Source organism: Clostridium sartagoforme AAU1, from assembly GCF_000401215.1.
In the GTDB taxonomy this organism is placed as follows: Bacteria; Bacillota; Clostridia; order Clostridiales; family Clostridiaceae; genus Clostridium; species Clostridium sartagoforme.
The window spans coordinates 1-25051 of the sequence record NZ_ASRV01000228.1 but is presented as its reverse complement, the minus strand read 5'-3'; the positions used below and the strand labels follow the sequence as shown (position 1 = coordinate 25051).

Here is a 25051-nt window from a genome sequence, read left to right as displayed (position 1 = left end):
GATGAGTATAAATATTATCTAAAAGACTATGTTGGAAGACCAAGTTCTTTATATTATGCTGAAAATATGACAAAAGATTTAGGTGGAGCAAAGATATATCTAAAAAGAGAAGACTTGAACCATACTGGAGCTCATAAAATAAACAATTGTATTGGACAAATACTTCTAGCAAAAAGAATGGGAAAAAAGAAAATTATAGCAGAAACAGGTGCAGGTCAACATGGTGTTGCAACAGCTACTGTTGCAGCAAAATTTAATATGGAATGTAAAGTTTTTATGGGAGAAGAAGATATAAGAAGACAAAGTTTAAATGTAAAGAAAATGGAACTTTTGGGAGCGGAAGTTGTGTCTGTAACTAGTGGAACTGGAACTTTAAAAGATGCAGTTAATGAAGCAATTAGATATTGGGTTGAAAATGTTGAAGATACTTTTTATATTATAGGATCAGTTGTTGGGCCACACCCATATCCAACTATGGTTAGAGATTTCCAAAAAGTAATAAGTTATGAGCTAAAAGAAGAAATTTTAAAAAGAGAAAATAGATTACCAGATTATATATTAGCAGCAGTTGGTGGTGGAAGTAATGCAATGGGAGTATTTTATGCTTTTCTAAATGATAGTGAAGTTAAGCTTATAGGAGTTGAAGGGGCTGGAAAAGGTTTGGAGACAGGAATGCATTCAGCTACAATGAGTGATAAACAAAGGGGAATAATACATGGAATGGCAACTTATCTTTTAAGAGATGAAATGGGGAATATAAAAGAAGCCTATTCAATATCAGCAGGATTAGATTATCCAGCAATTGGACCAGAGCATGCATATTTAGATGAAACTAATAGAGCTCAGTATGTAAGTGTAACAGATAAGGAAGCAGTAGATGCATTTTTATATTTGACAAAAGTTGAAGGAATAATTCCAGCTTTAGAATCATCACATGCAATTGCATATGCCTTAAAGTTTGCAAAGACTTTAGATAAAGATAAAATTTTGGTAATAAATTTATCAGGAAGAGGAGATAAAGATTTAGATACTATATTAGAGTATTTGGATGATGAAAGTGAATAGATATAGAATTTGATAAAATATAGAAAGTTAATTTAAATGATATAAAAGAATTAATAGAAGAGCTTGATAAGTAGCTTTATAAATAACTGGATAAAATTAATACTTCTAGGTAAAAATAATATTTGATATAAAAATGTTATAAAAATAATATTTAACATTTTGTAGAAATCCTTTTAGGAGGAACTATGAAAGAATTAGAATATATTGTTTCAAAATTATTTAAAATAAGTATGAGTAAATACTTAATTGCAGTTATAGTTATAGCATTAGCTATAATTATAAACAAATATATAATAACAAAAATATTTGATTATATAATTAGAGCTGTAAAAAAAACTAAAACTTATGTTGATGATACTTTATTTAGAGCACTAGAAAAGCCTATTAAATTATATCTAACATTGTATTCTTTCTATATATCATTAAAAATTATAGATTTTGATGGATTAAACATTAATACAGTTACAAGTGATAGATTAAAAAAGATATTTTTAGTAATAGTGTTGTGCTATTTTTTATACAACTTAACTTTAGAAAATTCTTTTTTATATACAAGGATGCATAAAAATGGTGGAGGAAACACTATAGTATTTCCTTTTATTTCCATAGTAATAAGATTAATTATTATAGTTATTGGAATAAGTATAATAGCTAGAGAATTTGGGTTTACTGGATTTATTACTGGGCTTGGTATTAGTGGAGTTGCCTTTGCTTTAATGGCACAAGATGCCTTTTCGAATTTATTTGGAGGGATGATAATAGTACTAGATAGACCCTTTGCAATTGGAGATTGGATACAAACATCTCAAGTTGAAGGAATAGTTGAAGATATAACATTTAGGAGTACAAAAATAAGAACATTTTCTATGGCTGTAGCAACTGTACCAAATTCTAAGTTAGCAAATGAAAATATTATTAACTGGACTCAAAGAAAATTAAGAAGAATACATTTTAAATTCACTATAAAGTTTGATACAGAAATAGATAAAATAAAAAGTTGCTTAAATAAAATTGAAGAGTTACTTAATAATCATGAAAAAATAGATAAAGATTTAATTATTGTAAGCTTTAATGAATTATCAAGTTATGGGTTTGGAATTTTTGTTTATTTTTATACAAATGAACTAAATTACACATATTATGAAAAACTAAAACAAGAAATAAATATAGAGATATTAAGAATACTTAGAGAAGAAAATGTGGAACTAATGTTTTTAACATTTAATTTTACCAATGGATTAGAGCATAGAGGCGCTAATTGTGAAACTGAATGTACAGAGTTAGAATCTATAAGAAATATAACTGAAGAGGAAAGAGGAAAATAGATAGAAATACCTATCTATTTTTTTCTGTAAATTTAGTGGTATAATTTAATTATTAAGTAAACTATATTATCATTATTAAGTATTTTGCTTAAATGTTAAATTTTTATTGCAATTTATATAAAAGCTTAAAGAATAATATAAAAATAGTGTATGAGGTGAAGATATGAACATAAATAATAAAAAGCTTATGCAGGTATCAAAAAGATGTGGATGTGCTGGTAAGTTTACTCCAGAAGAATTGGCAGATGTATTATCCAATATAGAGGCTAAAAAGAAGATAGAGATCCTAATTTAATTGTTGGATTTGATAAATCTGATGATGCAGGTGTTTATAAGATATCAGAAGATCTAGCTTTAGTTCAAACTGTAGATTTTTTCACACCAGTTGCAAATGATCCATATACATTTGGGCAAATTGCAGCAGCAAATGCTTTAAGTGATGTTTATGCCATGGGAGGAAAACCTTTAACTGCATTAAATTTAGCTTGTTTTTCAGCAACTATAGGAGCGGAAATATTGGCAGAAATATTGAAAGGTGGAGCTGCAAAAATAAGAGAGGCAGGAGCTACAATTGCTGGAGGGCATACAATCACAGATGAAGAAGTAAAGTATGGAGTATCAGTAACAGGTATAGTTCATCCAAAAAAGGTAGTAACAAATTCAGGCGCAAAAGAGGGAGATGTACTTATCTTAACTAAACCGCTAGGCTCAGGAGTTTTGACTACAGCTTTAAAAATAGATTTTATTGAGGAAGAAGAATTTTTAGAAGCATCAATCGTTATGTCAACCTTAAATAAAATAGCTTCAGAAGAAATGCAAAAAATAGGGGTTAATTCATGTACTGATATAACTGGATTTGGCTTTATTGGACATGCATATGAAATGGCAAATGGGAGTGAAATTGAATTAGAGATATATAGTAAAAAAATACCAATAATGAATAAAGTAATGGATTTGATAAAAGAATACTGCCTTCCAAGTGGAGCATATTCTAATGAAAAATATTTTGAAAAATGGGTTAACTTTAGTGAAGAGATTTCAGAACAGTTTAGATTAGCTTTATTTGATCCGCAAACATCAGGTGGACTATTAATTTCTGTTGAAGAAAGCAAAGCTAATGAATTATTAGAAAATATAAATAAGAGAAGTCAAATAAAAGCAGAGATAATAGGTAAGGTAGTTAAAAAGGGAAGCAATGGAAAAGCGATAACTGTCAAATAGTAATAAAATGCGAAGCATTTTTCTAGTGCACAGTTAACAAAGCACAATTCACAGTTATGGAAATAATTCAGCTCTGCTGAATTAAGAAATTCTTATATCAACAATCAAAGAGTTGATATAACTTAAACTTCAGAAACTACGAAGTAGTTTCATCATAAACTGTGAACTGTGAATTGTGCACTGTGAACTGAATAAATTAGGGAGTGGCTTTGATTGAAGTTGAATAGTATTTTAGAGATCGAAGAAAAGTCTATTATTTCTATAGTTGGTGCAGGTGGTAAAACTACATTAATGTACACTTTAGCAAAGGAACTTAAAAATGAAAATAAGGTTATGGTATCAACTACTACTAAAATATACTGTCCATCTAAAGAAGAAGTAGATTTTATAGCTATAGGAGAAGAATATAATACAATAAAGAATAATAAAGCTAATGGTATATATGCTTATGGAAAATTCATTAATGATGAAAATAAACTTATAGGTATAGAAAAGGAGGAAGCTTCAAAATATGTAGATAATTTTGATTATATATTAATAGAAGCTGATGGATCTAAAGGAAAACAAATTAAGGGATGGAATAGCACTGAACCTGTGATTTGTAATGAAACCAATATAACAATAGGGGTTTTAAGTTTAGGGGCTTTAGGAATGAAAATAAATGATGAAAATGTTCACAGATTAAAAGAATTTCAAAAGCTTACTAATTGCAAAATAGGAAATGACATAGGTATTGAGGAATTTATAAATATCATATTTAATGAAAATGGATTATTTAAATATTCTAAAGGAGAGAAAGTGTTATTTTTAAATAAATTAGATAAAGTAAATGAAGAAGATTTAAGGCTACTTATTTCTGAAATAAATAAAAGAAATAATAAGTATATAAATAAAATTATAGTTGGAAGTTTAAAAGATAAATATTATAAAATTATAATTTGAAGAAAAGAAAGAGGGGAAAACTATGGATTTAGGGACTGTAGTAGTAAGAGGTGGAGGAGATATAGCATCAGGAACAATACAAAAGCTATATAGAAGTGGATTTAATGTATTAGTTTTAGAAATAGAAAAGCCTACAGCTATAAGAAGAAATGTATCCTTTGGTGAAGCTATATATAGTGGAGAAAATACAGTAGAAGGAATAAAAGCTATACATGTTCATAATTTAGAAGAAATAAATAAAGCATTTGAAAATAAAGTTATTCCAGTAGTGATAGATGAAAATGGGGATTTCATAAAAAAAATTAATCCAATAGCAGTTATTGATGCAATATTGGCTAAAAAAAATTTAGGCACCAATAAATATATGGCGCCAATAACAATAGCGCTTGGACCAGGATTTAAGGCTGGAGTAGATGTAGATATAGTAGTTGAAACAATGAGAGGTCATAATTTAGGAAGATTAATATTTAAAGGATATGCAATGCCAGATACTGGGTCTCCAGGAGAAATTGCTGGTTACTCAAAAGAAAGAGTAATATATAGTCCATCGAATGGGAAAATAAAAAATTTAAAAGTAATAGGGGATATAGTGAAAAAGGGAGATGTTTTGGCTTTAATTGATAATATAGAGATACCATCACCTATAGATGGATTATTAAGAGGACTTATAAAAGATGGTAATTATGTTTATGAGGGGTTAAAAATAGGTGATGTAGACCCAAGGTTAAAGGAAATAGAAAATTATACTACAATTTCAGATAAAGCAAGAAATATAGGCGGGGGCGTATTGGAGGCTTTATTAATTATGAAAAATATAAAATTAAATAATTAAAATATAAAATAAAAAGTTATTAAATAATTTTTTAATGAGAAGTGACTTTATAAAAGAAACTATGAATTGTTCATGGTTCACTAAATAAAGAAGTAGCTTTATTATTAACTTTCAATTAAAAAATATATTAAAATTATAAAAAGAGGTGTAAATATGAATATTATAGACTGTAAAGGCTTAGCGTGTCCTATGCCTGTTATAAAAACAAAAAAATATTTTGATTTAGATGATTCAAAGGAAACTTTAGTTATAGTAGATAATGAGGTAGCTAAAAATAATATACTAAGATTAGCTAAAGGATTAAAGTTAAATAGTAGCTTTGAAGAAGAAAATGGATTGTACAAAATACAATTATCAAGAGGCGAGTTTACAGAAATAAATGAAGAGGTTTATGAAGAATTAGTAGTTAATAAAGCTTCAGCTCCAACTATATTAGTTTCATCAAATTTACTTGGAAGTGGAGATGATAAACTAGGTGAAACCTTAATGAAAGTATATATTAATACCTTAGCAGAAGCAGAGGTATTACCAGAAAATTTAATGTTTATAAATGGTGGCGTAAAGTTAACTTGTACTGGTTCAGATGTTTTAGATAGCTTAAATTCAATGAAGGAAAAAGGAGTTAACATAATAAGCTGTGGTGCTTGCCTTGATTTTTACAACTTAAAGGAAGAACTTAAGGTTGGGGAAATAGGAAATATGTATCAAATTATAGACTTAATGAACAAAAGTGGAAACACTATAAAACTTTAAATTGCAAGACAATTTTCTTAGGTGAAAGGTAACAGGTAGCAGGTGTTATATTTACGGATAAATGTGACACTTGCTACCTGTTATCTAAGTATTAAAATAGTATTAAAAAGCTGAAAATTATGTACTGAACTGATTAAATTTATTAATAATTTTCTTTTATTTTTTTATTGAATTTTTCATAAAGTACAATCATATCAGCTTCTGTTGAATAAACTCCAACTTCATCGATTGGAATCCATTTTACTCCACTATTTTCATCTTCTTTGACAATAAGTTCATCATTTTCATCAGCTTCTAAAAGATAAGCCACTGATAAATGTAAATGAGAAGCTATATTTTTACCCCTTTTAATATGAGCAGGTACAGGTAAAACATCTAATGAGAAAATTTTATTATCTAAGGCCTTGATGTTTTTAATTCCTGTTTCTTCTTTTGCTTCTTTTATAGCAACATAAAGCAAATCACTATCTCCATCTGCATGCCCACCAGTCCAAGACCAAGAATTATAGATATTATGATAAATCATAAGTACTTTTGTTTTATCTTTATTTACTATATATCCAGAACTTGTTATATGAGCAAGGGGGTTTTCTCTGGTTAAAAGATTATCAAAATTATCTGTTGAAAATAAAATAGCTTCTTTATCAGCAGCTTCTTGCTCATTATATGGTTTATATTCTTTAATTTCTTCTATCCAATTCATAAAATAAATTCTCCTTAATTTTAATGTATAGTTATTAGTATTAATATTTTAGTTTTACTTATCAAAACATAGTAATGTTAGTTTACATAGTTCTGACAAAGGTGTTTATTTCTTATGGTTTAATTTTATCTTATGTCATATGGGTATGCAAGGTAATCCAATTTGATTAGAATATGAATCTGAAAAATTACCTTTTTATATGATGAATATAGGTAATATATGGATTTGATATGATATAATTGTAAGTATATTAAAAATATTTAGAAGTTAATAATGCAAAATAAAGACAACTATGGAGGATAAAATGGGGAATAATTCAGAAATTGTAAAAAAAATAATTGACAATATTGAAAAAGTTATAATTGGAAAAAGAGAAACTGTTGAGTTAGTTGTTATTTCTTTAGCTTGTAGTGGACATGTTCTTATTGAAGATATACCAGGAGTTGGAAAAACTAGTCTTGTTTCAGCTTTAGCTAAATCAATAAGTTCTACATTTAAGAGAATACAGTTTACTCCAGATATACTACCATCAGATGTTACTGGATTTACTATATATAATCAAAGATCAGGAGAATTTGAATATCGCCCTGGTTCAATAATGAGTCAAATAATACTTGCAGATGAAATAAATAGAACCTCTCCAAAAACTCAAGCAAGTCTTCTTGAAGTTATGGAGGAAAATCAAGTTACAGTTGATGGAATAACATATAAAGTTCCACAACCTTTTATGGTTCTTGCAACTCAAAATCCAGTTGAATACTTAGGTACTTATCATCTTCCAGAAGCACAACTGGATAGGTTTTTTATGAAGGTATCAATAGGATATCCATCACCACATGAAGAAAGCAAGATATTATCAAATCTTAAATTTAAGAATCCAATAGATTTACTTGACCCTGTAGTTGATAGTGAAGAAATAATACTTGTTCAAAATGAAGTAAGAAATGTTCATGTAGATAAGCTTTTAAGAGATTATATAGTTAATATTATTGGAGAAACTCGTAATCATCCACAAATATTACTAGGATCAAGTCTTAGGGGTTCTATATCTTTATTTAAAGCTTCACAAGCATGGGCTTATTATAAAGGGAGAAATTATGTTATTCCAGATGACATTATGAAAATGGCAATACCAGTACTTTCTCACAGAATAATATTAAAACAAGAAGCAAAGATTAAAAAAATATCTACTGAAGACATATTAAACTCAATAATTAACGATATTGATATTCCAATGGTGAAGTAAATGAAATTAAATAGAATTTTATATTTAAGTTTACTTATTATAACATTTACTTTTGTATATTATTATGGTGGAAAAGTACCAAATATGTTTTTTTATACAGTGTTAGTCCTTCCTATAGTTTCTTTTACATATATGTTAATAGGCTATTTTATGCTAAAGTATGAGCAAAGCCTTGATAATGATTTAATATTTAAGGGAGATAAAGTAACTTTTACAGTAAATATAACTAACAGAAGTTTTTTTATTCTTCCATATATAAGTATTAGCTTCTTAAATGATAAAGGTGGAGTTATACAAAAACATAAAATAAATAATATATCACTACAACCTTTTTCTAAGAGGGAAGTTTCTATTGATTATATATATAAATATAGAGGAGATTTTAAGCTAGGGGTAAGTACCATTGAAGTACAAGATTTTCTTGGGATTTTTAAGTTCACTCTAAAAAATAAAACCCCACTTTATATAACAGTGTATCCGCAAATTATAGATATTGATGAGTTTTATTTAAGTTCAGGTTACCTTTCAGATAATGTGTCAAGTATTGGAGGGGGACAAGAGGATATATCCACAATTGAGGAGATAAATAAGTATAATTATGGTGATAGTTTAAGGAAAATACATTGGAAGTTAACAGCTAAGACAAATGAGTTAATGATAAGGGAATATGAAAAAGTTGGTTCTAGAAGTGCAATACTTATACTTGATTTACAAAGTAATAATTTTGAAGTAGAAAAGAATGCTGCTATTGAAGATAAGTTGCTTGAAACTACAATTGCCATATTAAGATATTGTATATACAATGATGCAGAGGTAAAGCTTATATATGATAGTAAAGGCATTAATGCTATTAATTACAGTAATTCTTTAGATTTTCAAAAAGCTTATGAAACCTTAGCGAAAATTGAATTTAATCAAAAGACAAGTTTTAAGGATATAATTGAAAGTGAAGTTAACTGCAATATAGGTAAGGCAGATATAATAATTGCTACCTTTAATATTAATTATATTCTTTATGAAGAATTAAATAAGGCAATATTATTGGGGTGCAATATAACCTTAATTTATATATATGGTAACGAAAAGATAGAGAACAACAAAGCAGAGGATAAAGAAAATCTAAGTAAAGTTCATGAGGATAATGAAGCAAAAACTATACTTGTTTTATTATCAGAATTAGGGATTAAATTATATGCAATTAATATAGAGGAGGATATACAAGCAGTATTTAAGCAAGGAGGTAAAAGAAATTAGATGGAGAGTTTTGTAAAGAAGGGCTTAAGCTATGCTATGGATTTAATACTAGCAATAACCTTAAGTTTTAGTTTAGTTTATGCTTTTACTTCCACTTTTAAATTGGCTTATAAAGCACAAAATGTATTTATAGCTGTTTGTATTGCTTCAATTATATATTCAATTTTATTTATTAATAAGTTATCTTTAAAGATTTTTGCTATTTGTTTATCTTTTATTTTAGTAGGTATGTTAGTTACTTTTTTTACAAATCCATTGGAGCTTACTTTATTTATTAAGAATATAAGCTCATTAACGGCTTTAATTGATAAGCAAGTAAATGGTGAAATAGTTCTTAGCATAAGATATCAAAGGAATATATTTATAGCTTTAAACGCTATTATTCCATTAATTGTGTATATATTTTCAGTAAAGAAATTTAAATTTTACATCCTATTAATTGGTGGGGCAAGCGTATTTGTGGGACAATGGATAGTTGAAAATTTTAGAATTTATTTTTCCTTTTATATATTTTTATTTATTATTTTAATATACTATTTAAAATATATTTACTTAAGAAATATTAAATTAAGTAAAGAAAATAATAAAGTTCCAATAAGCTTTTTAATCTCTTGTATTCCAATTTGTGCAATAGTATTGATTTCATCTTATTTCTTATCATCTAGAGATAATCCTATAGAACTTAGTTGGATAGATTCCAAAGCAAGACATGTTAGTAATAATACTAAAAAGGGATCTAATACTGGAAGTAATAATTATTTCAAAATAAGTTCTACTGGTTTTGGAGATGATAATTCAAGGCTAGGAGGGAATGTTTCTATAGATAATACACTCGTAATGAAAGTGGAGGCGCCTGAAAGTGGAATATATTTAAGAGGAGCAGTTAAAGAAATATATACAGGTTATTCATGGGAAAGCAAGAAGTTCGGATCAATTAAGTTAGGCAGTATGCTTGAACTTAATAATTTTGACGATGATTTATTTGAACTTCTTCAAGGGAGTAAGATTGTGTCAAATGAAACAAATATTTTAGAAGAAGGTTTTGATAAAAGCTTTATAGATATTACTTATGAAAATTTAGATATAAAAACAATATTTATACCATCAAAGGTAAGTAACTTAAGTTTTGAACCAGAGAATTCCTTATATGTTGTTAAGGATCTTTATGGAATACTATTTAGTGAAAGTATAATGCAAAAGGGATTCAAATATAATGCAGAATTATATAAGATAGATAAAAATAATGAAGATATTTATAATTTATTGAGAAGAAGTAAACAAGGTCTATATAGTGAATACATAGAACATAATTATATAGGCTCTGAAGGTAATGAAGGAAGTAGAGATTATGTTATAAGTTTAGAAGCAAAGTCAAAGGATATTTATAATGAATATCTTCAGTTACCTAATGAACTTCCTAAAAGGGTTTTTGATCTTGCTTTTGAAATAACTTCATCAGTAAACAATAATTATGATAAAGCAAAAGCTATAGAATCTTACCTTTCACAAAATTATAAATACACTTTAATGCCTGGAAGTGTACCAGAGGATAGAGATTTTGTTGACTATTTTTTATTTGACTCAAAGGAAGGCTACTGTACTTATTATGCTTCAGCAATGACAATACTTGCTCGTTCAATAGGCATTCCAACTAGGTATGTTGAGGGATATGTTTTGCCAGAGAGATCTATAGATGGAATATATGAAGTTACAAATAAACAAGCACATGCTTGGGTTGAAGTATATTTTGAAGGATTTGGATGGATGACCTTTGAGCCTACTGCACCATTTTTAGAATCTTTAAATAATACAACTGAAGAACAGATTTTAAATACACAAAATAAAACACAAAAGGAAGAAGAAATCGATGATGAGGTTGAAGATAGTAAACCAAAGGATAACAATGAGACTTTGGAGGAAGAGGTATCAAACAATGTAAATGATATAGAATCAAAATCAAAATTATTTATAAGAATTACTATACAACTATTGGTCGTTTCATTATTATGGATATTTATTGTTCCTTATTTTAAACGAAAGATTGTTATTTATAGATTGAAAAAATATTCTTCAAAGCAAGAAATAATTAAAATATACAAGCGTCTTTTAAGAGGTTTTTCACTACAAGGACTTAAAATAAATATTGGAGAAACACCATTACAATATGCACAAAGGGTAGATGAAATATTAGATTCTAATGATTTATCCTTTAAAACTATAACAGATATTTTCAATAAGGCTTGTTATAGTAATGAACCTATTAGTAAAAAAGAAATTCAAAATATAATTGATTTTTATAATACAGTTCCTATTTATTGCAAGAAGAAACTAGGAAAGTTAAAATATTTTATATTTAGTAATATATTAGGAGTAATTTAAAATATAATATTAACTAAATCAAGGAAGGTTATTCTTAACCTTCCTTAACATTTGCATATATTTTATATTCATCTGATTCCTTCATATTCTTATAATTATTAATTGCTAACTTAAATATATGTAACATATAAAAATATAGTCGAATAATATGTATAGATATAGTATAAGCATTACTATATTGCTAGAATTTAAGTTCAGGATGTAAGAGAGGATACAAAAATGCAAATTGGTATAAGGGCATTAGACGAGAGTTTAAACTTGCAGAAGCAAAAAAAACCTCTTATACACTGTATCTCCAATTCAATTTCGGTAAGAGATTTAGCGCAAGGAATTTTATGCTATGATGGTAATCCTATAATTGCAAATTTTGTTGAAGAAGCACCAGATATAACATTTAAATGTGATTGTCTATTGATTAATTTAGAAGATTTAAGTGGGGCTAAGGTAGAAGCAATTGAAAAATCAATTAGGGTTGCAAGAAGAAAAGGTATTCCAGTTGTTTTAGATATAATGGGAGTAGATTTTTCATTTCTTAGAAAGGAAATGGCATTAAGATTCATAAATAGATACAATATAAGTGTTGTGAAAGGAAGAGTAGAGGAGTTTAAGATATTAACCAGTAGTGATGATAAATTAAAGAACAAAGATTTTAAGGATTTAAAATTAAAAGAAAATATAGAAGCTAGGGTTGATTTAAGAAGCTTTTCAAAAAGGCATAATATAATATTAGTTGTCCAATGTGAAGATTATTACTTAACTGATGGGTTTAGTGAATTTTATGTTGAAGGCTATCAAAATGAGTTTAGTAATATATTGGGAACTGAATCTATATTATGTGGATTAATTTGTGTAGGAATTGCATCTGCAAGCAATAATGAACAAAGATTTAGAGCCGTCTTAGTTGCTATTATGACTATAGCAGTAAGTGAAAAAATAGCTATACAAAAGAACTTAGAGCCTAAAAAGAATAGAAGGCTAAAGGAATACTTATTAGATGAAATAATTAATATAAATGCAGAGAAATTAAATAGATTAGCAAAAGTAGAATATTCATTTGTAAGATAAAATAAATATAAAAAGCTTTGGAAAATCCAAAGCTTTTTTGGTTGCGGGAGCAGGACTTGAACCTACGACCTTCGGGTTATGAGCCCGACGAGCTGCCAACTGCTCCATCCCGCGATATTAAGTTGCTGACCTCAGCCAGTAGGTTAAGTATAGTCTTATTATATGATAAAGTAAAGCAAAATATAAAAGAAATTTTTAAATTTTTTTAACAAACTACTTGAAAAACGTTTACAAATGATTTATTATATAGTTAATCGATTTAGTAAACCGTTTTACTAAAAATAATAATTAGGAGAGAGATTTATGAATAAGATATGTGTACTTGGAAGCATGAATATGGATTTAGTTTTAAAGGTTAAAGATATCCCTCAAGTAGGAGAAACTATTTTATCAAAATCTTTTGAAAAGATATCAGGAGGAAAAGGTGCCAATCAAGCAGTAGCAGCTAAAAGGTGTGGCTCAGATGTAATAATGATATCTAAGATAGGTAAAGATGATAATGGGTTAATACTTAAAAACAAATTAAAAGAAGATAATATAGATGTAAATTTTATATATGAAGATGAAAAAGAAGCAACTGGAATGGCAATTATAATGGTTAATGAAAATGGAAATAATTCAATAATAGTTGTTCCAGGATCAAATATGACAATGAATGAAGAAGAAATTGATAAATCAGAAAAGGCTTTAAAAGAAAGTGATATATTAATATCTCAATTTGAAACACCAGAAGAAATTACTTTAGAAGCATTTAAAAGAGCAAAGAGGCTTGGAAAAATAACTATATTAAACCCTGCACCAGCTAAAAAAATAGATGAAGAACTTTTAAAAGTAACAGATATCATAATACCAAATGAAACAGAAGCAGAAGTTTTAACTGGTATAAAAGTAGAAAATTTAGAGGATGCAAAAAAAGCAGCACAAGTTTTTTTAAATAAAGGAGTTAAATTTGTAATTATAACTTTAGGTTCAAGAGGAGCTGCGGTAATAGGAGAAAACTTTAATGAAGTAGTTCCTGCATTTAAAGTAAATGCAATAGATACAACAGCTGCAGGAGATAGTTTTATAGGCGGATTAAGTTCAAAATTAGATGTTAAAAACATTAATAAAGAAAATATTATAGAAGCAGTAACCTTTGGAAATAAAGTATCATCAATAGCAGTTCAAAGAAAAGGAGCACAACCTTCAATACCATATTTAAAAGAGGTAGAAGAGGTTTTTTAAAAAATTATAAGTAATCAAAATTATTAGCAAAATTGTCAAATAAATATTAATAAATTATGATATAATTCTATATGTAAAATTGCAATAAGGAGTGGAATTTATGAGGAAGATAACACTTCTAGACATAGCAAAATATGCAAATGTATCTAGAACTACAGCATCAATGGTATTAAATAATAAAGATATAAGTGTTTCGGAAGAAACAAGAAATAGAATTTTAGAAGCAGCAAAGGAATTTAACTATATACCAAATTCATTTGCAAGAGGTTTAAGTACCAAAAAAAGTTATACCATAGGTTTTGTTATTCCAGATATAGAAAATCCATTCTTTGCAGAAATGGCAAAAGCTATAGAGATAGAAGCTGAAAAGGAAGGTTATAGCATTATCTTATGTAATACTTTTAATAGCGGAAAAAGAGAAGAGGAATACATAAGGTTATTAATAAGTAAGTTAGTAGATGGGGTAATACTTGTAGCAAGTAGTAAGCAAAATAATTCAATTAATATGTTAAAAGCTAATGAAGTTCCATTTGTAATTGTTGACAGGCATATAGATGATATAGAAGAAGATATCAATGGTGTTTTTTGTGACAATGAACAGGGGATAAAAATAGGTTTAGACTATTTAATAAAAAAGGAATGTAAAAATATAGCCTTCATTGGTTCTAATAAAAATGAAATTATATCTAATTCAAGGCTTGGTTACTTTTGTAAAATAGCTAGTAAATATAATATTTTTAATCAAGAGTTAATAGAGGAAGATGAAATTTCATTAGAAGGCGGAATCAAAGCAACAGAAAGATTAATAGATAGGAATCAAAAAATAGATGCAATATTTTATAGTAGTGATGTAATGGCTATAGGTGGAATTAAATTTCTAATAAGAAAAGGTTTTAATATACCAAAAGACATAAATATATTAGGATATGATAATATTGGGATTTGTTCCTTTATAGAACCAGAATTGACAAGTGTTGCACAACCTATTTATAATATGGGAAAAGAAGCTTTTGTTCTATTAATGGATATTGCAAAAAACAATAATAACACAAAAAAAGTTATAAATTTGAAACCTTATTTAGTTGAGAGAAAAACAGTAAAATAGATTGGGTGGTGTAAGTTATGAATAAAGAAAACTTAATTTCTGTATCAAAGAATGTTAGAAAAAATATAATTGAAATGCTTTATGAATCAAAGTCAGGGCATCCAGGAGGATCATTATCTTGTGCTGATATATTAACATATTTATATTATGAAAAAATGAATATAAATGTTAATAAACCTAAATGGGAGGAAAGAGACAGATTTGTTTTAAGTAAAGGTCATGCGGCTCCAGCACTTTATTCAGTATTAACTGAAAAGGGATTTTTCCCTAAGGAAGAGTTAAAGACATTAAGAAAAACAGGTGGATTACTTCAAGGACATCCAGATTCTAAACATGTTCCTGGGGTTGATGTATCAACAGGTTCACTTGGTCAAGGAATATCTAATGCTGTAGGAATGGCATTGGGATTAAAAGCTCAAAAAAGCAATTCAAAGGTATATGTAATACTAGGAGATGGAGAGCTTCAAGAAGGTTTAGTTTGGGAAGCTTCTATGGCAGCAGCTCATTATAAATTAGATAATTTAGTTGCAATAGTTGATTTTAATGGATTGCAAATTGATGGGAAAAATGAAGAAGTAATGGGAATAAATCCTTTAGATGAAAAGTTTAGTGGTTTTGGATTTAATGTAATTAAATGTGATGGACATGATTTTGATTCAATAGATGAAGCATTTAAGAAAGCTGAAGAAGTTAAAGGAAAGCCAAGTGTAATAATAGCTAAGACTGTAAAAGGTAAAGGTGTTAGCTTTATGGAAAATCAAGCAGGATGGCATGGACAAGCACCTAACAAAGAGCAAACAGAACAAGCTATAATGGAAATTACTAAATAGGAGGTATTTATAATGGGAAAAGCAACAAGAGAATCATATGGCATGGCATTAGTAGAATTAGGAAAAGACAATGAAAAAGTTGTAGTACTTGATGCAGACCTTTCTAAGTCTACAAAAACATGTGATTTTAAGAATATGTTTAAGGATAGATTTTTCAATGCTGGTATTGCAGAACAAAATTTGATGGGAATGGCAGCAGGTTTTGCTAATGTTGGTAATATACCATTTGCTAGTACCTTTGCAGTATTTGCTACAGGTAGAGCATTTGAAGTTATAAGAAACTCAATATGTTATCCAAAGATGAATGTTAAAATAGCTGCAACTCATGCAGGAATAACAGTTGGGGAAGATGGTGGTTCACATCAATCTGTTGAAGATATTGCACTTATGAGTGCACTTCCAAATATGACTGTAATAGTACCAGCTGATCATAGAGAAGCTATGCAAGCTACAAAAGCAGCAGCTAACTTTGAAGGTCCAGTATATTTAAGATTCGGAAGATGTAATACAGAAGATATATTTGATGATAATTATAAATTTGAAATAGGAAAAGGTGTAACTCTTAGAGATGGAAATGATGTAGCTATAATTGCAACTGGAATGATGGTTCAAAAAGCAATCGAGGCATCTGATAAGCTAAAAGAAGAAGGAATAAATGCAAGAGTTATAAATATATCTACTATTAAACCAATAGATAGAGAATTAATAATTAAAGCTGCAAAAGAAACTAAAGGAATAGTTACAGCAGAAGAACATTCTATAATAGGTGGACTTGGAGCAACTGTTTCTCAAGTTGTAACAAGTAGTGAACCAACAAAAGTAAAATCTATAGGAATAAAAGATACTTTTGGTGAATCAGGAACTCCTGATGAATTAATGAAAAAATATGGTTTAACAAGTGATGAAATTATAAAGGCTGTAAAGGAAATATTATAAACAAAAAAATACCTATGGTTGCATAGGTATTTTTATATAGATTCTTATTATAAATATTATATCTTAAAAATCTGACTTAAAAATAATGTTATAGATATATGAACTTCTTTTAATTGTCAATAAAAATATATAATAAATTTTATATAATACAATTTCAAAATTTGCAATATTATGATAAATTATAATTATAGGAATTATTTAGGGGGACAATCGTAATGAATGTTATAATATATAGACTAGTTTTAAATTACTTAAATACGAAAGTAACAAATAATCTAAAAGATGAATTTATAAATGCATCTCTACATTTTAATATAAATAATGATATTTATAAAAAATATTCACCAGTACAAATTGAATATATGATTAGCAAAATATCATCAGATGAAATAATAGACTACGTTGAATTATGTTCTGTTTACGGCTATATATTATATAGAGCAATAGAGCAAAATGAACTTAATGACGAAGAAAGAATAGAAGGTCTTCAAATAGTTTTAGAAATAAGTAATTCCATAACTAGTTATTTAAGAAATTTGATAGGAGAAAATGAACTTTTCGATAAACTATTAAATGTAACAGAAAAACTTAATTTGACAAAAGATCAAAATGAAAAAATAATTAAAATGTTAAATCAATAAATGTAATATTTTGCGAAGTAAAATTTCTAGTTCGCAGTTCATATGGCACAGTTCACAGTTGTTCTCATTTTATAGGTAACAGGGAACAGGTATCAGGTAACAAACGTAAACATAATCAAAAATAAGATGGAATTTATTTTAAAATAAATTAAGATTATATATTTAGTCAGTATTTCGTTTAAAAATCTACCATCTTATACTTGTTACTTTATCCAAGAAATTGTGAATTGTAAATTGTTAACTGTGCACTGAATAAATTATTTCGCAATTTTTTTTTATTGCTGTTTTAAGAAGTGAAAAATATGGTAGAATCTTAAGGAGAAAGGAGTGATTAACATTATGAATAAAGCAATGAAGATTTTAGAAAAATATTTTGGATATAACTCCTTTAGAGAAGGCCAAAATGAGATAATATCGAATATTTTAAGAGGAAGGGATAGCCTTTGCATTATGCCAACAGGTGGAGGTAAGTCAATTTGTTATCAGATTCCTGCTTTAATTTTTAATGGAATTACTTTAGTTATATCTCCTTTAATATCATTAATGAAGGATCAGGTTGATTCAATTAATGATATAGGAATAAAGGCTGAATATATAAATAGTACTCAAAGTTTAGATGAAATAAAGGAAATATTAAAGAAATGTTATGATGGAGACGTCAAACTTTTGTATATAGCCCCGGAAAGATTAGAAAATGAATATTTCAATAAAATGTTAAGAAAACTTTGGATAAGTCAAATTGCAATAGATGAAGCGCATTGTGTTTCAATGTGGGGACATGATTTTAGGAAAAGTTATAGGTATATAGCTCCTTTTATAAAAAGTTTAAATGTAAGACCAGTAGTTACTGCATTTACGGCAACGGCAACAAGTGAAGTCAGAAAAGATATTTTAGAACTTTTAGAATTTATTAATCCATATATATATTTAGGAAGCTTTGATAGAGAAAATTTATTAATATGTGTGCATAAAGAAGAAGATAAAGCAGAGTTTGTAAAAGATTATGTACGGAATCATGAAGAAAGCTCAGGAATAGTTTATTGTGCAACAAGAAAAGAAGTTGATGCTTTATATTATTATCTAAGGGAAAGAGGAATAGAAGCAGCAAAGTATCATGGTGGATTAAAAGATGAAGAAAAAAGTTATTATCAAGAAGAGTTTTTAAAAGATAATTTTAATGTAATGATTGCTACCAATGCATTTGGAATGGGGATTGATAAATCTAATGTAAGATATATAATACATTTTACATTATGCAAAAATCTTGAATCTTATTATCAAGAAATAGGTAGGGGTGGTAGAGATGGAGAAAAAACAGAGTGCCATCTTTTGTACAATAGAGAAGATATAAGAACATTAGAATATTTAATATATACCACAGCTGGAGATACAAGAAAAGAAATTGAAATAAGAAAACTTCAAAATATGGTTGATTTCTGTGAGTATGATAAATGTTATAGGAATTTAATTTTAAACTATTTTGGAGATAAAAAGGTAAGACCATACTGTAATAACTGCAGCAATTGTTTAAATAATGAAGAACTTAGAGATTTTACAGTAGAATCTCAAATGATTTTATCATGTGTCTATAGGACAAGAGAAATGTATGGAATTTCTGTATTAGTTGATATTTTAAGAGGATTTAAAGGCCCTAAAATTATTCAAAATAAGTTAGATAATTTAAGTACATATGGGATAATGAAAGAGTATAGTAGCAAATTTATAAGAGATTTAATTAAGACATTGTTGGATTTAGAATATGTAAATTTAAAGGAAGGTACATACTCAATGTTAAAATTAAATCCTAAATCGATAAGAGTACTAAAATCAAAAGAAAAAGTAATTTGTAAGTTAAGCGAAGATATTGAAGAAAAAATGGAAAATAAGGAATTGTTTAATAAGTTAAGATTATGGAGGAAAGAAAAGGCAAATACGCTAGGAATCAAACCATATATTATATTTTCAGATTCTACTCTTATTGAGCTTACTAATAAAATTCCGAAAAACAAGGAAGAATTACTTAATATTAGAGGCATGGGAGAAAAGAAATTTGAAAAATACGGGGAAGAAGTACTTAGAGTAATTCACAGTTTATAGAGCAAGGGCATAACAAAGTGACAGGTAACAGGTGTTAGGGAACAGGTAACAAAAAAATATAGCTTAATAAGATGTTATATAAAGAAATTTATATAACATCTTATTTTTTTGAGACTAATACAAAAATACCCACTAAATTCAGTGAAAAATGTAGAATCATAAACAAATAAGTGATATAATAAGAAATATAATATTAAATAAAATATAATAAATAAAAAAGGGGTTTTATGGTAGAAAAGCTAATATATAGGTTTGTAGAGGATTTAGGCAAATATAATAATTATAATAATGACCAAATAGAACAAGCTAAGTATGCTTTAAAGATTCTTGTATATGAAATTATAAAATTTTCACTAATAATTTTTATATTTTCTTTATTAGGATATTTTAAGGAAAGCTTACTTATAATATTTATAATGTCAATTACAAAACCATTTATAGGTGGATATCATGAAGACACTCAAATAAAATGTTTTATTGCTACATTAATAGTAGTTGCAATAATAATAGTTTTATTTGAAACTAATAAGTTAAATTTAATTGGTTGCATTATATTAAATTTAGTAAGTATATTTTCAATATATAATAAGGCACCAATAATAGATAATAGAATGCCAATCACAAGAGAAGATCTTATTAAAAAAAATAGGAAGATAGGAATTATAAATTCTTTAGCATTAATTTTAGTGTCAATTATTATTTTTAAAGTTACATGGGCTTCTCAAATAATAGTTTGGACAATTTTGGTACAAGCTATATTAATGTTTAATAAATATCAAGGGAAACCTATCTAGAATGGTGTACTATTAGTTTGCACAATAAAGAGATTTACAGTATTTAAAATATGATAAAAATAGAGAGGTGGAACAATGAAAATAAAGAAGTATTTAGGATCATTTACATTATTATTAGCAGCAATGTTAATAAACATAGGTCCATCATCATTAGCAGGAATAGGGGCAGAAGAAATGCCGGAAGCAATTAAAAAATTAAGATAGGGGACGTTAATCTGTATAAGCAATATGCTATACGATATAAAGAGAAGCAACTAAAAAGTAGATAGGGGACCCTAGATATGTACACTGGTTTTTTTGATATTATTAATAGTATTATCCAATGTTCAATGTTTATGATAACAATAAATTATTGCATTGAGCATAAATATAAAAAAAATAAAATACAAATTATTGCATTAATAGCAATAATATCATCAATAATAATAATAATTACTTCAGCTATGGGAAACTATAGTTTATCAATAATAATATTGCATATAATATCCCTTATGTTAGCAATTTTACCTTATTATAAAGATAAACTAACAGCAACTATTGGATTTAGTATGATATATTTTATAATTTGCATAATTTCAATTGTAAGTTTTATTATATTTTCTTTATTTACAAGTATTATAAGTATAGATAATAAGTATATAAGCTTAGTAATGATATTAATTATGTATTTACCATCATATATTATTTCATATCTTATTATGAGGAATATGAAATTTATATATAAGGTGTATTTAATGATTAAATCAAGGATCTCATCAATAATTGCTTTTATAATAATAACAATAGTATGTGACTTTATAATATCTTTTTCATATATTGTAAATGGTACAGATAATCCTATTTTTATGGAAGTAATATTTGTATTACTAGGTATATTTATTATTTCAGTTACTTGGTATTTTGCAATTGTAAATAAAAAGTCAAATGAAATATATAATTTGAATAAAGAATTAGAAAAGAAGATTAATGAATTAAAAAAGATAAAGCATGATTATGGCTCTCAAATTTCATATTTATATGGAGCATACCTTATGAAAAATTATGATAAGTTAGGAGAGCTCTTTAAAAGTGTAATAGAAGGGAATAATATTTCAACACAAGTTAAGGTTTTAAGTTATGAAAATTCTCTCATATCTAGAATAGTTAATTCTATTGATTTAAATGATATAGATATTTTAATAGATGAAAAAGCTAAATTAGAAGATGCAAAAATAAATGAAATTGATTTACAAAGAATAGTTTCTAATATATTAAGAAATTCTGTTGAAGCATTAAATGGAAAAGGATTGCTAATGATTAAAAGCTTCTATAACTATAATAATATAGTTGTGAGTATTCAAAATAATGGACCTAAAATTGATAAAAATAATATTGATAAAATTTTTGAACAAGGATTCTCAACTAAGGAAAACAAAGATAGAGAAAATGGTTTTGGTTTATACATAGTAAAAGAATTGATTGATAAATATAATGGTAATATATATGTAAAGAGTAATGAAGATTTAACTGAATTCATTATAAATTTACCTTTAAATCTTTAACTTATATATAAATTAAAATAATATAAGCCTATGGAGTGGATATAAAAATCTAATCTATAGCTTATATTATTTTATATATTTAATATGATAAAAGTTAAATTAATCTAGATACAAAAGAAAAGGTTTTCAAAAAATAAATCACTTATGATGACTTTTGATTAAAAATAAAATTGAATTAAAAATTTACGAAAAAGAAGATTAAATAATTAAATAATAAGTAAAAAACATAGCATATTATACGGAAATATTGTATAATTTAATAAGTTAACAATAAAATATAATTATGAAATAAAACAATAAAATAAATTCAATCAATTAAAAAATTTAGATAGGGGAATATAGGATATGTACACTGGTTTTTTTGACATTATTAATAGTATTCTTCAATGTACTATGTTCATTATGACGATAAATTATTGCATTGATGAAAAATATAAGAAAAGTAAAATACAAACCTTTTCATTAATAGGGGGCATATCTTTAGTAATAATATTAATTACTTCTATTATGGGAAATTATAGTTTAGCAATTATAATAATGCATATAGTATCATTAGTTTTGGCGGTTCTTCCCTATTACAAGGATAAGCTATCAGCCACTATTGGATTTAGTATAATATATTTTATAATTTGTATAAACTCAATAGTTAGTAATATTATAATTAACTTCGTTAGTAATGTAATAACTATTGATAGCACTAATATAAATTTATTACTGATATTAGTTGTTTATATCCCTTCATATATTATTTCATATTTTGTTTTGAGTAATATGAAATTTATGTATAAAGTCTTTTTAACGATTAACTCAAGAATTTCATCTATAATTACTTTTATAATAATAACAATAATACTTGATTTTATAATATCTTTATCATTTATTATTAATGGAAAAGACAATCCAATATTTGAAGAAATAGTATTTTTACTATTAGGTGGATTTATTATTTTAGTTACTTGGTATTTTGCAAGTGTAAATAAGAAATCTAGTGAAATATATAATTTAAACACGGAATTAGAAAATAAGATTAATGAATTGAAAAAAATAAAACATGATTATGGCTCTCAGATTTCATATTTATATGGAGCATATCTAATGAAAATTATGATAAGTTAGGAGAATTATTTAAAAGCGTAATAGAGGGAAATAATATTTCAACACAAGTTAAAGTTGTAAGTGATGAAAATTCTCTTATATCTAGAATAGTTAATTCTATTAATTTCATAGATATAGATATTTTAATAGATGAAAAAGCTAAATTAGAAGATACAAATATAGATGAAATGGATCTACAAAGAATTATTTCTAATATATTAAGAAATTCTATAGAAGCTTTAAATGGAAGAGGTTTGTTAATGATTAAAAGCTTTTATAACTATAATCATATAGTTATAAGCATACAAAATAATGGTCCTCAAATAGATAAGGATATAATTGATAAAATTTTTCATCAAGGATTTTCAACTAAAGAAAATAAACATAAAGAAAATGGGTTTGGTTTATATATAGTAAAAGAATTAGTTAATAAGCATAATGGAAATATACAAGTAAAAAGTGAAGAAACATTAACTGAATTTATAATAAATTAGTTACATATTTAAATATAAAATATAGAGATACTTAAATATATTAGGCATCTAAAAATGAGAGAAGTTGTACAAGCTTCTCTCATTTTTATGTGAATTATTAAAATAAAATTTAATGTATTATAATGATCTCTATTTAATAAATATCAATATTAAGATTTACCTTGATAAAATATATTATAAAGTAAGAAATATAGACTTTAATAAAAGTACACCAAATAACAAAGCTATTTTATTAAGTAAAGGTTATAATATAGGAAGAAAAAATAAATGAAGTAATATAAAATAATATATAATATTAAGTAAGCTTAAAAGGGAGGGATGTATATGAGCATAAAGGCTATGATGAAATCACTGTTAAAGTTAAGTTCTAGTATTTCAAAGAATAGCGGAATAGCTTTATTTAAGAATGGGTTAGTATCTAAGGTTGTAAGTAAAAAGATAAATGATACTTATCATATATATGGAAGAGTTTTGGGAAATAAGAATGAATATAATACTCATATAAAGTTTGATTTAAATAATAATGTAATGGATGTTAAATGCAGCTGCAGTCAATTTGAAGAAAACAGCAAGCAAACAAAGTATTATATTTGCAGCCATTTAGTAGCTACTATATATAAGTTTTATTATGCGGCATTAAATAACAAAGAAAAAGAAGGCCATAATAAAGCAAAATCTGAAATTAATAATAAAATATTAAAATTAGATATAAAGATAAAGCAAGTTAAGATAAATAAAAATGAAGAATATCATTTAGAGCTTAGATCGGGAGAAGAAAATACAATTGCAGTAGAATCATTAGGTAAATTTTTATTTGATGAAAATAATAAGTTTAACAAGAGTAATACTGTAATAATAGATTTTTTAAAAGCGAAATTTAAAGAAGGTAAAAGTAGAATTGTAAATGCTAGAAGCTTTATATTATATAAAGATGAACTTAGGAGTTTTTTAGAACTAATAGATAATGATAAAAATATAGTTTTAACTTATGATTATATGAACTATAACTCAGTTATTTATAAAGAAGATATTCCTTTAATTTTTACTTTAAAGAAGAAAGGTGAAGCTTTAATATTAAAATCTCAAAAGAAGAGTATAATACCTATTGATGACAAAAAAGAGACTTGGATATATGATAAGAAAATATATTTGCCTACAAAAAAGCAATTAAAATATTATAAAGGAATATATGATAAATTGGATGGAAAAGATAGTTTGATTTATAAAAATACAGAAAGTAATTTAAAGAAATTATTGTTTATAGTAGGTGAAATTTCAAAGGACATAATTATAGATGAAACTGTAAAAAATGAAATAAATAAAGTTAATACTCCAAGATTTTATATAGAAAAAGAAAATGACAATATATATTGCAGCATTGATATAAACTATGCTAATAGTTTAAATGGATTAAAAGATAGTAGGGCAAAAGAAAAAATAGAAATGGAGCTTGAAAGATATAAGTTTATAAAACATAAAGATAAGTTTATATTTATAGGGAATGATGAG

22 protein-coding genes, 1 tRNA gene and 1 pseudogene are annotated in these 25051 nt (G+C 26.3%); 22 read left to right on the top strand and 2 right to left on the bottom strand.

The genetic code is table 11. From position 1 onward, the window contains the following. The 6 genes and pseudogenes from trpB to yedF all read left to right on the top strand — a co-directional run. Window positions 1-1065 (top strand): tryptophan synthase subunit beta (gene trpB, locus A500_RS18030; RefSeq protein ID WP_016209008.1); only part of this gene is annotated, 1065 nt, incomplete at its 5' end. A 185-nt stretch (window positions 1066-1250) separates the two neighbouring features. Next, complete coding sequence (locus tag A500_RS18025; protein ID WP_016209007.1) at window positions 1251-2390, top strand: mechanosensitive ion channel family protein; 1140 nt, start codon at window positions 1251-1253, stop codon at window positions 2388-2390. Window positions 2391-2553: 163 nt separating this feature from the next. Then, window positions 2554-3611: pseudogene (gene selD, locus A500_RS18020) on the top strand (selenide, water dikinase SelD). Between the two features lie 213 nt (window positions 3612-3824). Next, on the top strand, window positions 3825-4553 hold the full coding sequence (gene yqeC / locus A500_RS18015) for a selenium cofactor biosynthesis protein YqeC (RefSeq protein WP_016209005.1): 729 nt from the start codon (window positions 3825-3827) through the stop codon (window positions 4551-4553). Between the two features lie 22 nt (window positions 4554-4575). Further along, entirely contained in the window at window positions 4576-5385 is an 810-nt protein-coding gene (yqeB, locus tag A500_RS18010) for a selenium-dependent molybdenum cofactor biosynthesis protein YqeB (protein ID WP_016209004.1), read from the top strand. Window positions 5386-5538: 153 nt separating this feature from the next. Then, window positions 5539-6138 carry a sulfurtransferase-like selenium metabolism protein YedF gene (yedF, locus tag A500_RS18005; RefSeq protein WP_016209003.1) on the top strand — a complete coding sequence of 200 codons (600 nt, stop codon included), beginning with the start codon at window positions 5539-5541 and terminating at the stop codon, window positions 6136-6138. A gap of 142 nt (window positions 6139-6280) precedes the next feature. Here yedF and A500_RS18000 read toward each other — a convergent pair whose 3' ends face one another. Further along, a complete protein-coding gene (locus A500_RS18000) occupies window positions 6281-6841 on the bottom strand; it encodes an NUDIX hydrolase (protein WP_016209002.1) in 561 nt (186 codons plus the stop codon). Between the two features lie 304 nt (window positions 6842-7145). On the opposite strand from A500_RS18000, the gene A500_RS17995 reads away from it, so the two are divergent. The 4 genes from A500_RS17995 to A500_RS17980 all read left to right on the top strand — a co-directional run bounded on the left by A500_RS17995 (window position 7146) and on the right by A500_RS17980 (window position 12785). Beyond that, window positions 7146-8087, top strand: a complete 942-nt coding sequence (locus A500_RS17995; protein WP_016209001.1) for an AAA family ATPase — start codon at window positions 7146-7148, stop codon at window positions 8085-8087. Next, window positions 8088-9341, top strand: a complete 1254-nt coding sequence (locus tag A500_RS17990; RefSeq protein ID WP_016209000.1) for a DUF58 domain-containing protein — start codon at window positions 8088-8090, stop codon at window positions 9339-9341. Next, on the top strand, window positions 9342-11720 hold the full coding sequence (locus A500_RS17985; protein ID WP_016208999.1) for a transglutaminase domain-containing protein: 2379 nt from the start codon (window positions 9342-9344) through the stop codon (window positions 11718-11720). It abuts the gene before it with no gap. A gap of 219 nt (window positions 11721-11939) precedes the next feature. Next, window positions 11940-12785 (top strand): hydroxyethylthiazole kinase, encoded by an 846-nt coding sequence (locus A500_RS17980; protein WP_016208998.1) that lies wholly within the window; start codon window positions 11940-11942, stop codon window positions 12783-12785. Window positions 12786-12823: 38 nt separating this feature from the next. On the opposite strand, the gene A500_RS17975 is transcribed toward A500_RS17980, so the two are convergent. Next, window positions 12824-12899, bottom strand: a tRNA-Met gene (locus tag A500_RS17975). A gap of 189 nt (window positions 12900-13088) precedes the next feature. Between A500_RS17975 and rbsK the strand changes: the two genes are divergently transcribed. From rbsK to A500_RS17920, 12 genes are all read left to right on the top strand, one after another. After that, a complete protein-coding gene (rbsK, locus tag A500_RS17970; RefSeq protein ID WP_016208997.1) occupies window positions 13089-14009 on the top strand; it encodes a ribokinase in 921 nt (306 codons plus the stop codon). Window positions 14010-14109: 100 nt separating this feature from the next. After that, complete coding sequence (locus tag A500_RS17965; protein WP_016208996.1) at window positions 14110-15114, top strand: LacI family DNA-binding transcriptional regulator; 1005 nt, start codon at window positions 14110-14112, stop codon at window positions 15112-15114. Window positions 15115-15131: 17 nt separating this feature from the next. Further along, window positions 15132-15944: a transketolase gene (locus A500_RS17960; protein ID WP_016208995.1), complete on the top strand. Its 813-nt coding sequence runs from the start codon at window positions 15132-15134 to the stop codon at window positions 15942-15944. A gap of 12 nt (window positions 15945-15956) precedes the next feature. Next, window positions 15957-16880 (top strand): transketolase family protein, encoded by a 924-nt coding sequence (locus A500_RS17955; protein WP_016208994.1) that lies wholly within the window; start codon window positions 15957-15959, stop codon window positions 16878-16880. Between the two features lie 215 nt (window positions 16881-17095). Then, window positions 17096-17521 (top strand): hypothetical protein, encoded by a 426-nt coding sequence (locus A500_RS17950; protein WP_016208993.1) that lies wholly within the window; start codon window positions 17096-17098, stop codon window positions 17519-17521. Between the two features lie 339 nt (window positions 17522-17860). Continuing rightward, window positions 17861-19618: a DNA helicase RecQ gene (gene recQ / locus A500_RS17945; protein ID WP_016208992.1), complete on the top strand. Its 1758-nt coding sequence runs from the start codon at window positions 17861-17863 to the stop codon at window positions 19616-19618. A 227-nt stretch (window positions 19619-19845) separates the two neighbouring features. Then, a complete protein-coding gene (locus A500_RS17940) occupies window positions 19846-20412 on the top strand; it encodes an accessory gene regulator B family protein (RefSeq protein ID WP_016208991.1) in 567 nt (188 codons plus the stop codon). A 75-nt stretch (window positions 20413-20487) separates the two neighbouring features. Further along, complete coding sequence (locus tag A500_RS21810) at window positions 20488-20616, top strand: hypothetical protein (RefSeq protein WP_278245141.1); 129 nt, start codon at window positions 20488-20490, stop codon at window positions 20614-20616. Between the two features lie 77 nt (window positions 20617-20693). Beyond that, window positions 20694-21953 carry a sensor histidine kinase gene (locus A500_RS17935; protein WP_016208990.1) on the top strand — a complete coding sequence of 420 codons (1260 nt, stop codon included), beginning with the start codon at window positions 20694-20696 and terminating at the stop codon, window positions 21951-21953. A gap of 345 nt (window positions 21954-22298) precedes the next feature. Beyond that, entirely contained in the window at window positions 22299-23069 is a 771-nt protein-coding gene (locus A500_RS21500) for a hypothetical protein (protein WP_040437143.1), read from the top strand. 167 nt (window positions 23070-23236) lie between these two features. Continuing rightward, a complete protein-coding gene (locus A500_RS21495; protein ID WP_242835165.1) occupies window positions 23237-23542 on the top strand; it encodes an ATP-binding protein in 306 nt (101 codons plus the stop codon). Between the two features lie 324 nt (window positions 23543-23866). Beyond that, window positions 23867-25051: SNF2 helicase associated domain-containing protein (locus tag A500_RS17920; protein WP_016208989.1), on the top strand; the 1185-nt coding region annotated here is incomplete at its 3' end.

Excerpts from the sequence above, each read along its gene's own strand:
- A500_RS17940 (WP_016208991.1), top strand. The coding sequence starts at position 19,846 with ATGGTAGAAAAGCTAATATATAGGTTTGTAGAGGATTTAGGCAAATAT.
- A500_RS17965 (WP_016208996.1), top strand. The coding sequence starts at position 14,110 with ATGAGGAAGATAACACTTCTAGACATAGCAAAATATGCAAATGTATCT.
- A500_RS17950 (WP_016208993.1), top strand. The coding sequence starts at position 17,096 with ATGAATGTTATAATATATAGACTAGTTTTAAATTACTTAAATACGAAA.
- yedF (WP_016209003.1), top strand. The coding sequence starts at position 5,539 with ATGAATATTATAGACTGTAAAGGCTTAGCGTGTCCTATGCCTGTTATA.
- recQ (WP_016208992.1), top strand. The coding sequence starts at position 17,861 with ATGAATAAAGCAATGAAGATTTTAGAAAAATATTTTGGATATAACTCC.
- yqeB (WP_016209004.1), top strand. The coding sequence starts at position 4,576 with ATGGATTTAGGGACTGTAGTAGTAAGAGGTGGAGGAGATATAGCATCA.
- A500_RS21495 (WP_242835165.1), top strand. The coding sequence starts at position 23,237 with ATGGATCTACAAAGAATTATTTCTAATATATTAAGAAATTCTATAGAA.
- A500_RS18025 (WP_016209007.1), top strand. The coding sequence starts at position 1,251 with ATGAAAGAATTAGAATATATTGTTTCAAAATTATTTAAAATAAGTATG.
- A500_RS17980 (WP_016208998.1), top strand. The coding sequence starts at position 11,940 with ATGCAAATTGGTATAAGGGCATTAGACGAGAGTTTAAACTTGCAGAAG.
- A500_RS17960 (WP_016208995.1), top strand. The coding sequence starts at position 15,132 with ATGAATAAAGAAAACTTAATTTCTGTATCAAAGAATGTTAGAAAAAAT.
- A500_RS17995 (WP_016209001.1), top strand. The coding sequence starts at position 7,146 with ATGGGGAATAATTCAGAAATTGTAAAAAAAATAATTGACAATATTGAA.
- A500_RS17990 (WP_016209000.1), top strand. The coding sequence starts at position 8,088 with ATGAAATTAAATAGAATTTTATATTTAAGTTTACTTATTATAACATTT.
- A500_RS21500 (WP_040437143.1), top strand. The coding sequence starts at position 22,299 with ATGTACACTGGTTTTTTTGACATTATTAATAGTATTCTTCAATGTACT.
- A500_RS17955 (WP_016208994.1), top strand. The coding sequence starts at position 15,957 with ATGGGAAAAGCAACAAGAGAATCATATGGCATGGCATTAGTAGAATTA.
- A500_RS17985 (WP_016208999.1), top strand. The coding sequence starts at position 9,342 with ATGGAGAGTTTTGTAAAGAAGGGCTTAAGCTATGCTATGGATTTAATA.
- rbsK (WP_016208997.1), top strand. The coding sequence starts at position 13,089 with ATGAATAAGATATGTGTACTTGGAAGCATGAATATGGATTTAGTTTTA.
- A500_RS17935 (WP_016208990.1), top strand. The coding sequence starts at position 20,694 with ATGTACACTGGTTTTTTTGATATTATTAATAGTATTATCCAATGTTCA.
- A500_RS21810 (WP_278245141.1), top strand. The coding sequence starts at position 20,488 with ATGAAAATAAAGAAGTATTTAGGATCATTTACATTATTATTAGCAGCA.
- A500_RS18000 (WP_016209002.1), bottom strand. The coding sequence starts at position 6,841 with ATGAATTGGATAGAAGAAATTAAAGAATATAAACCATATAATGAGCAA.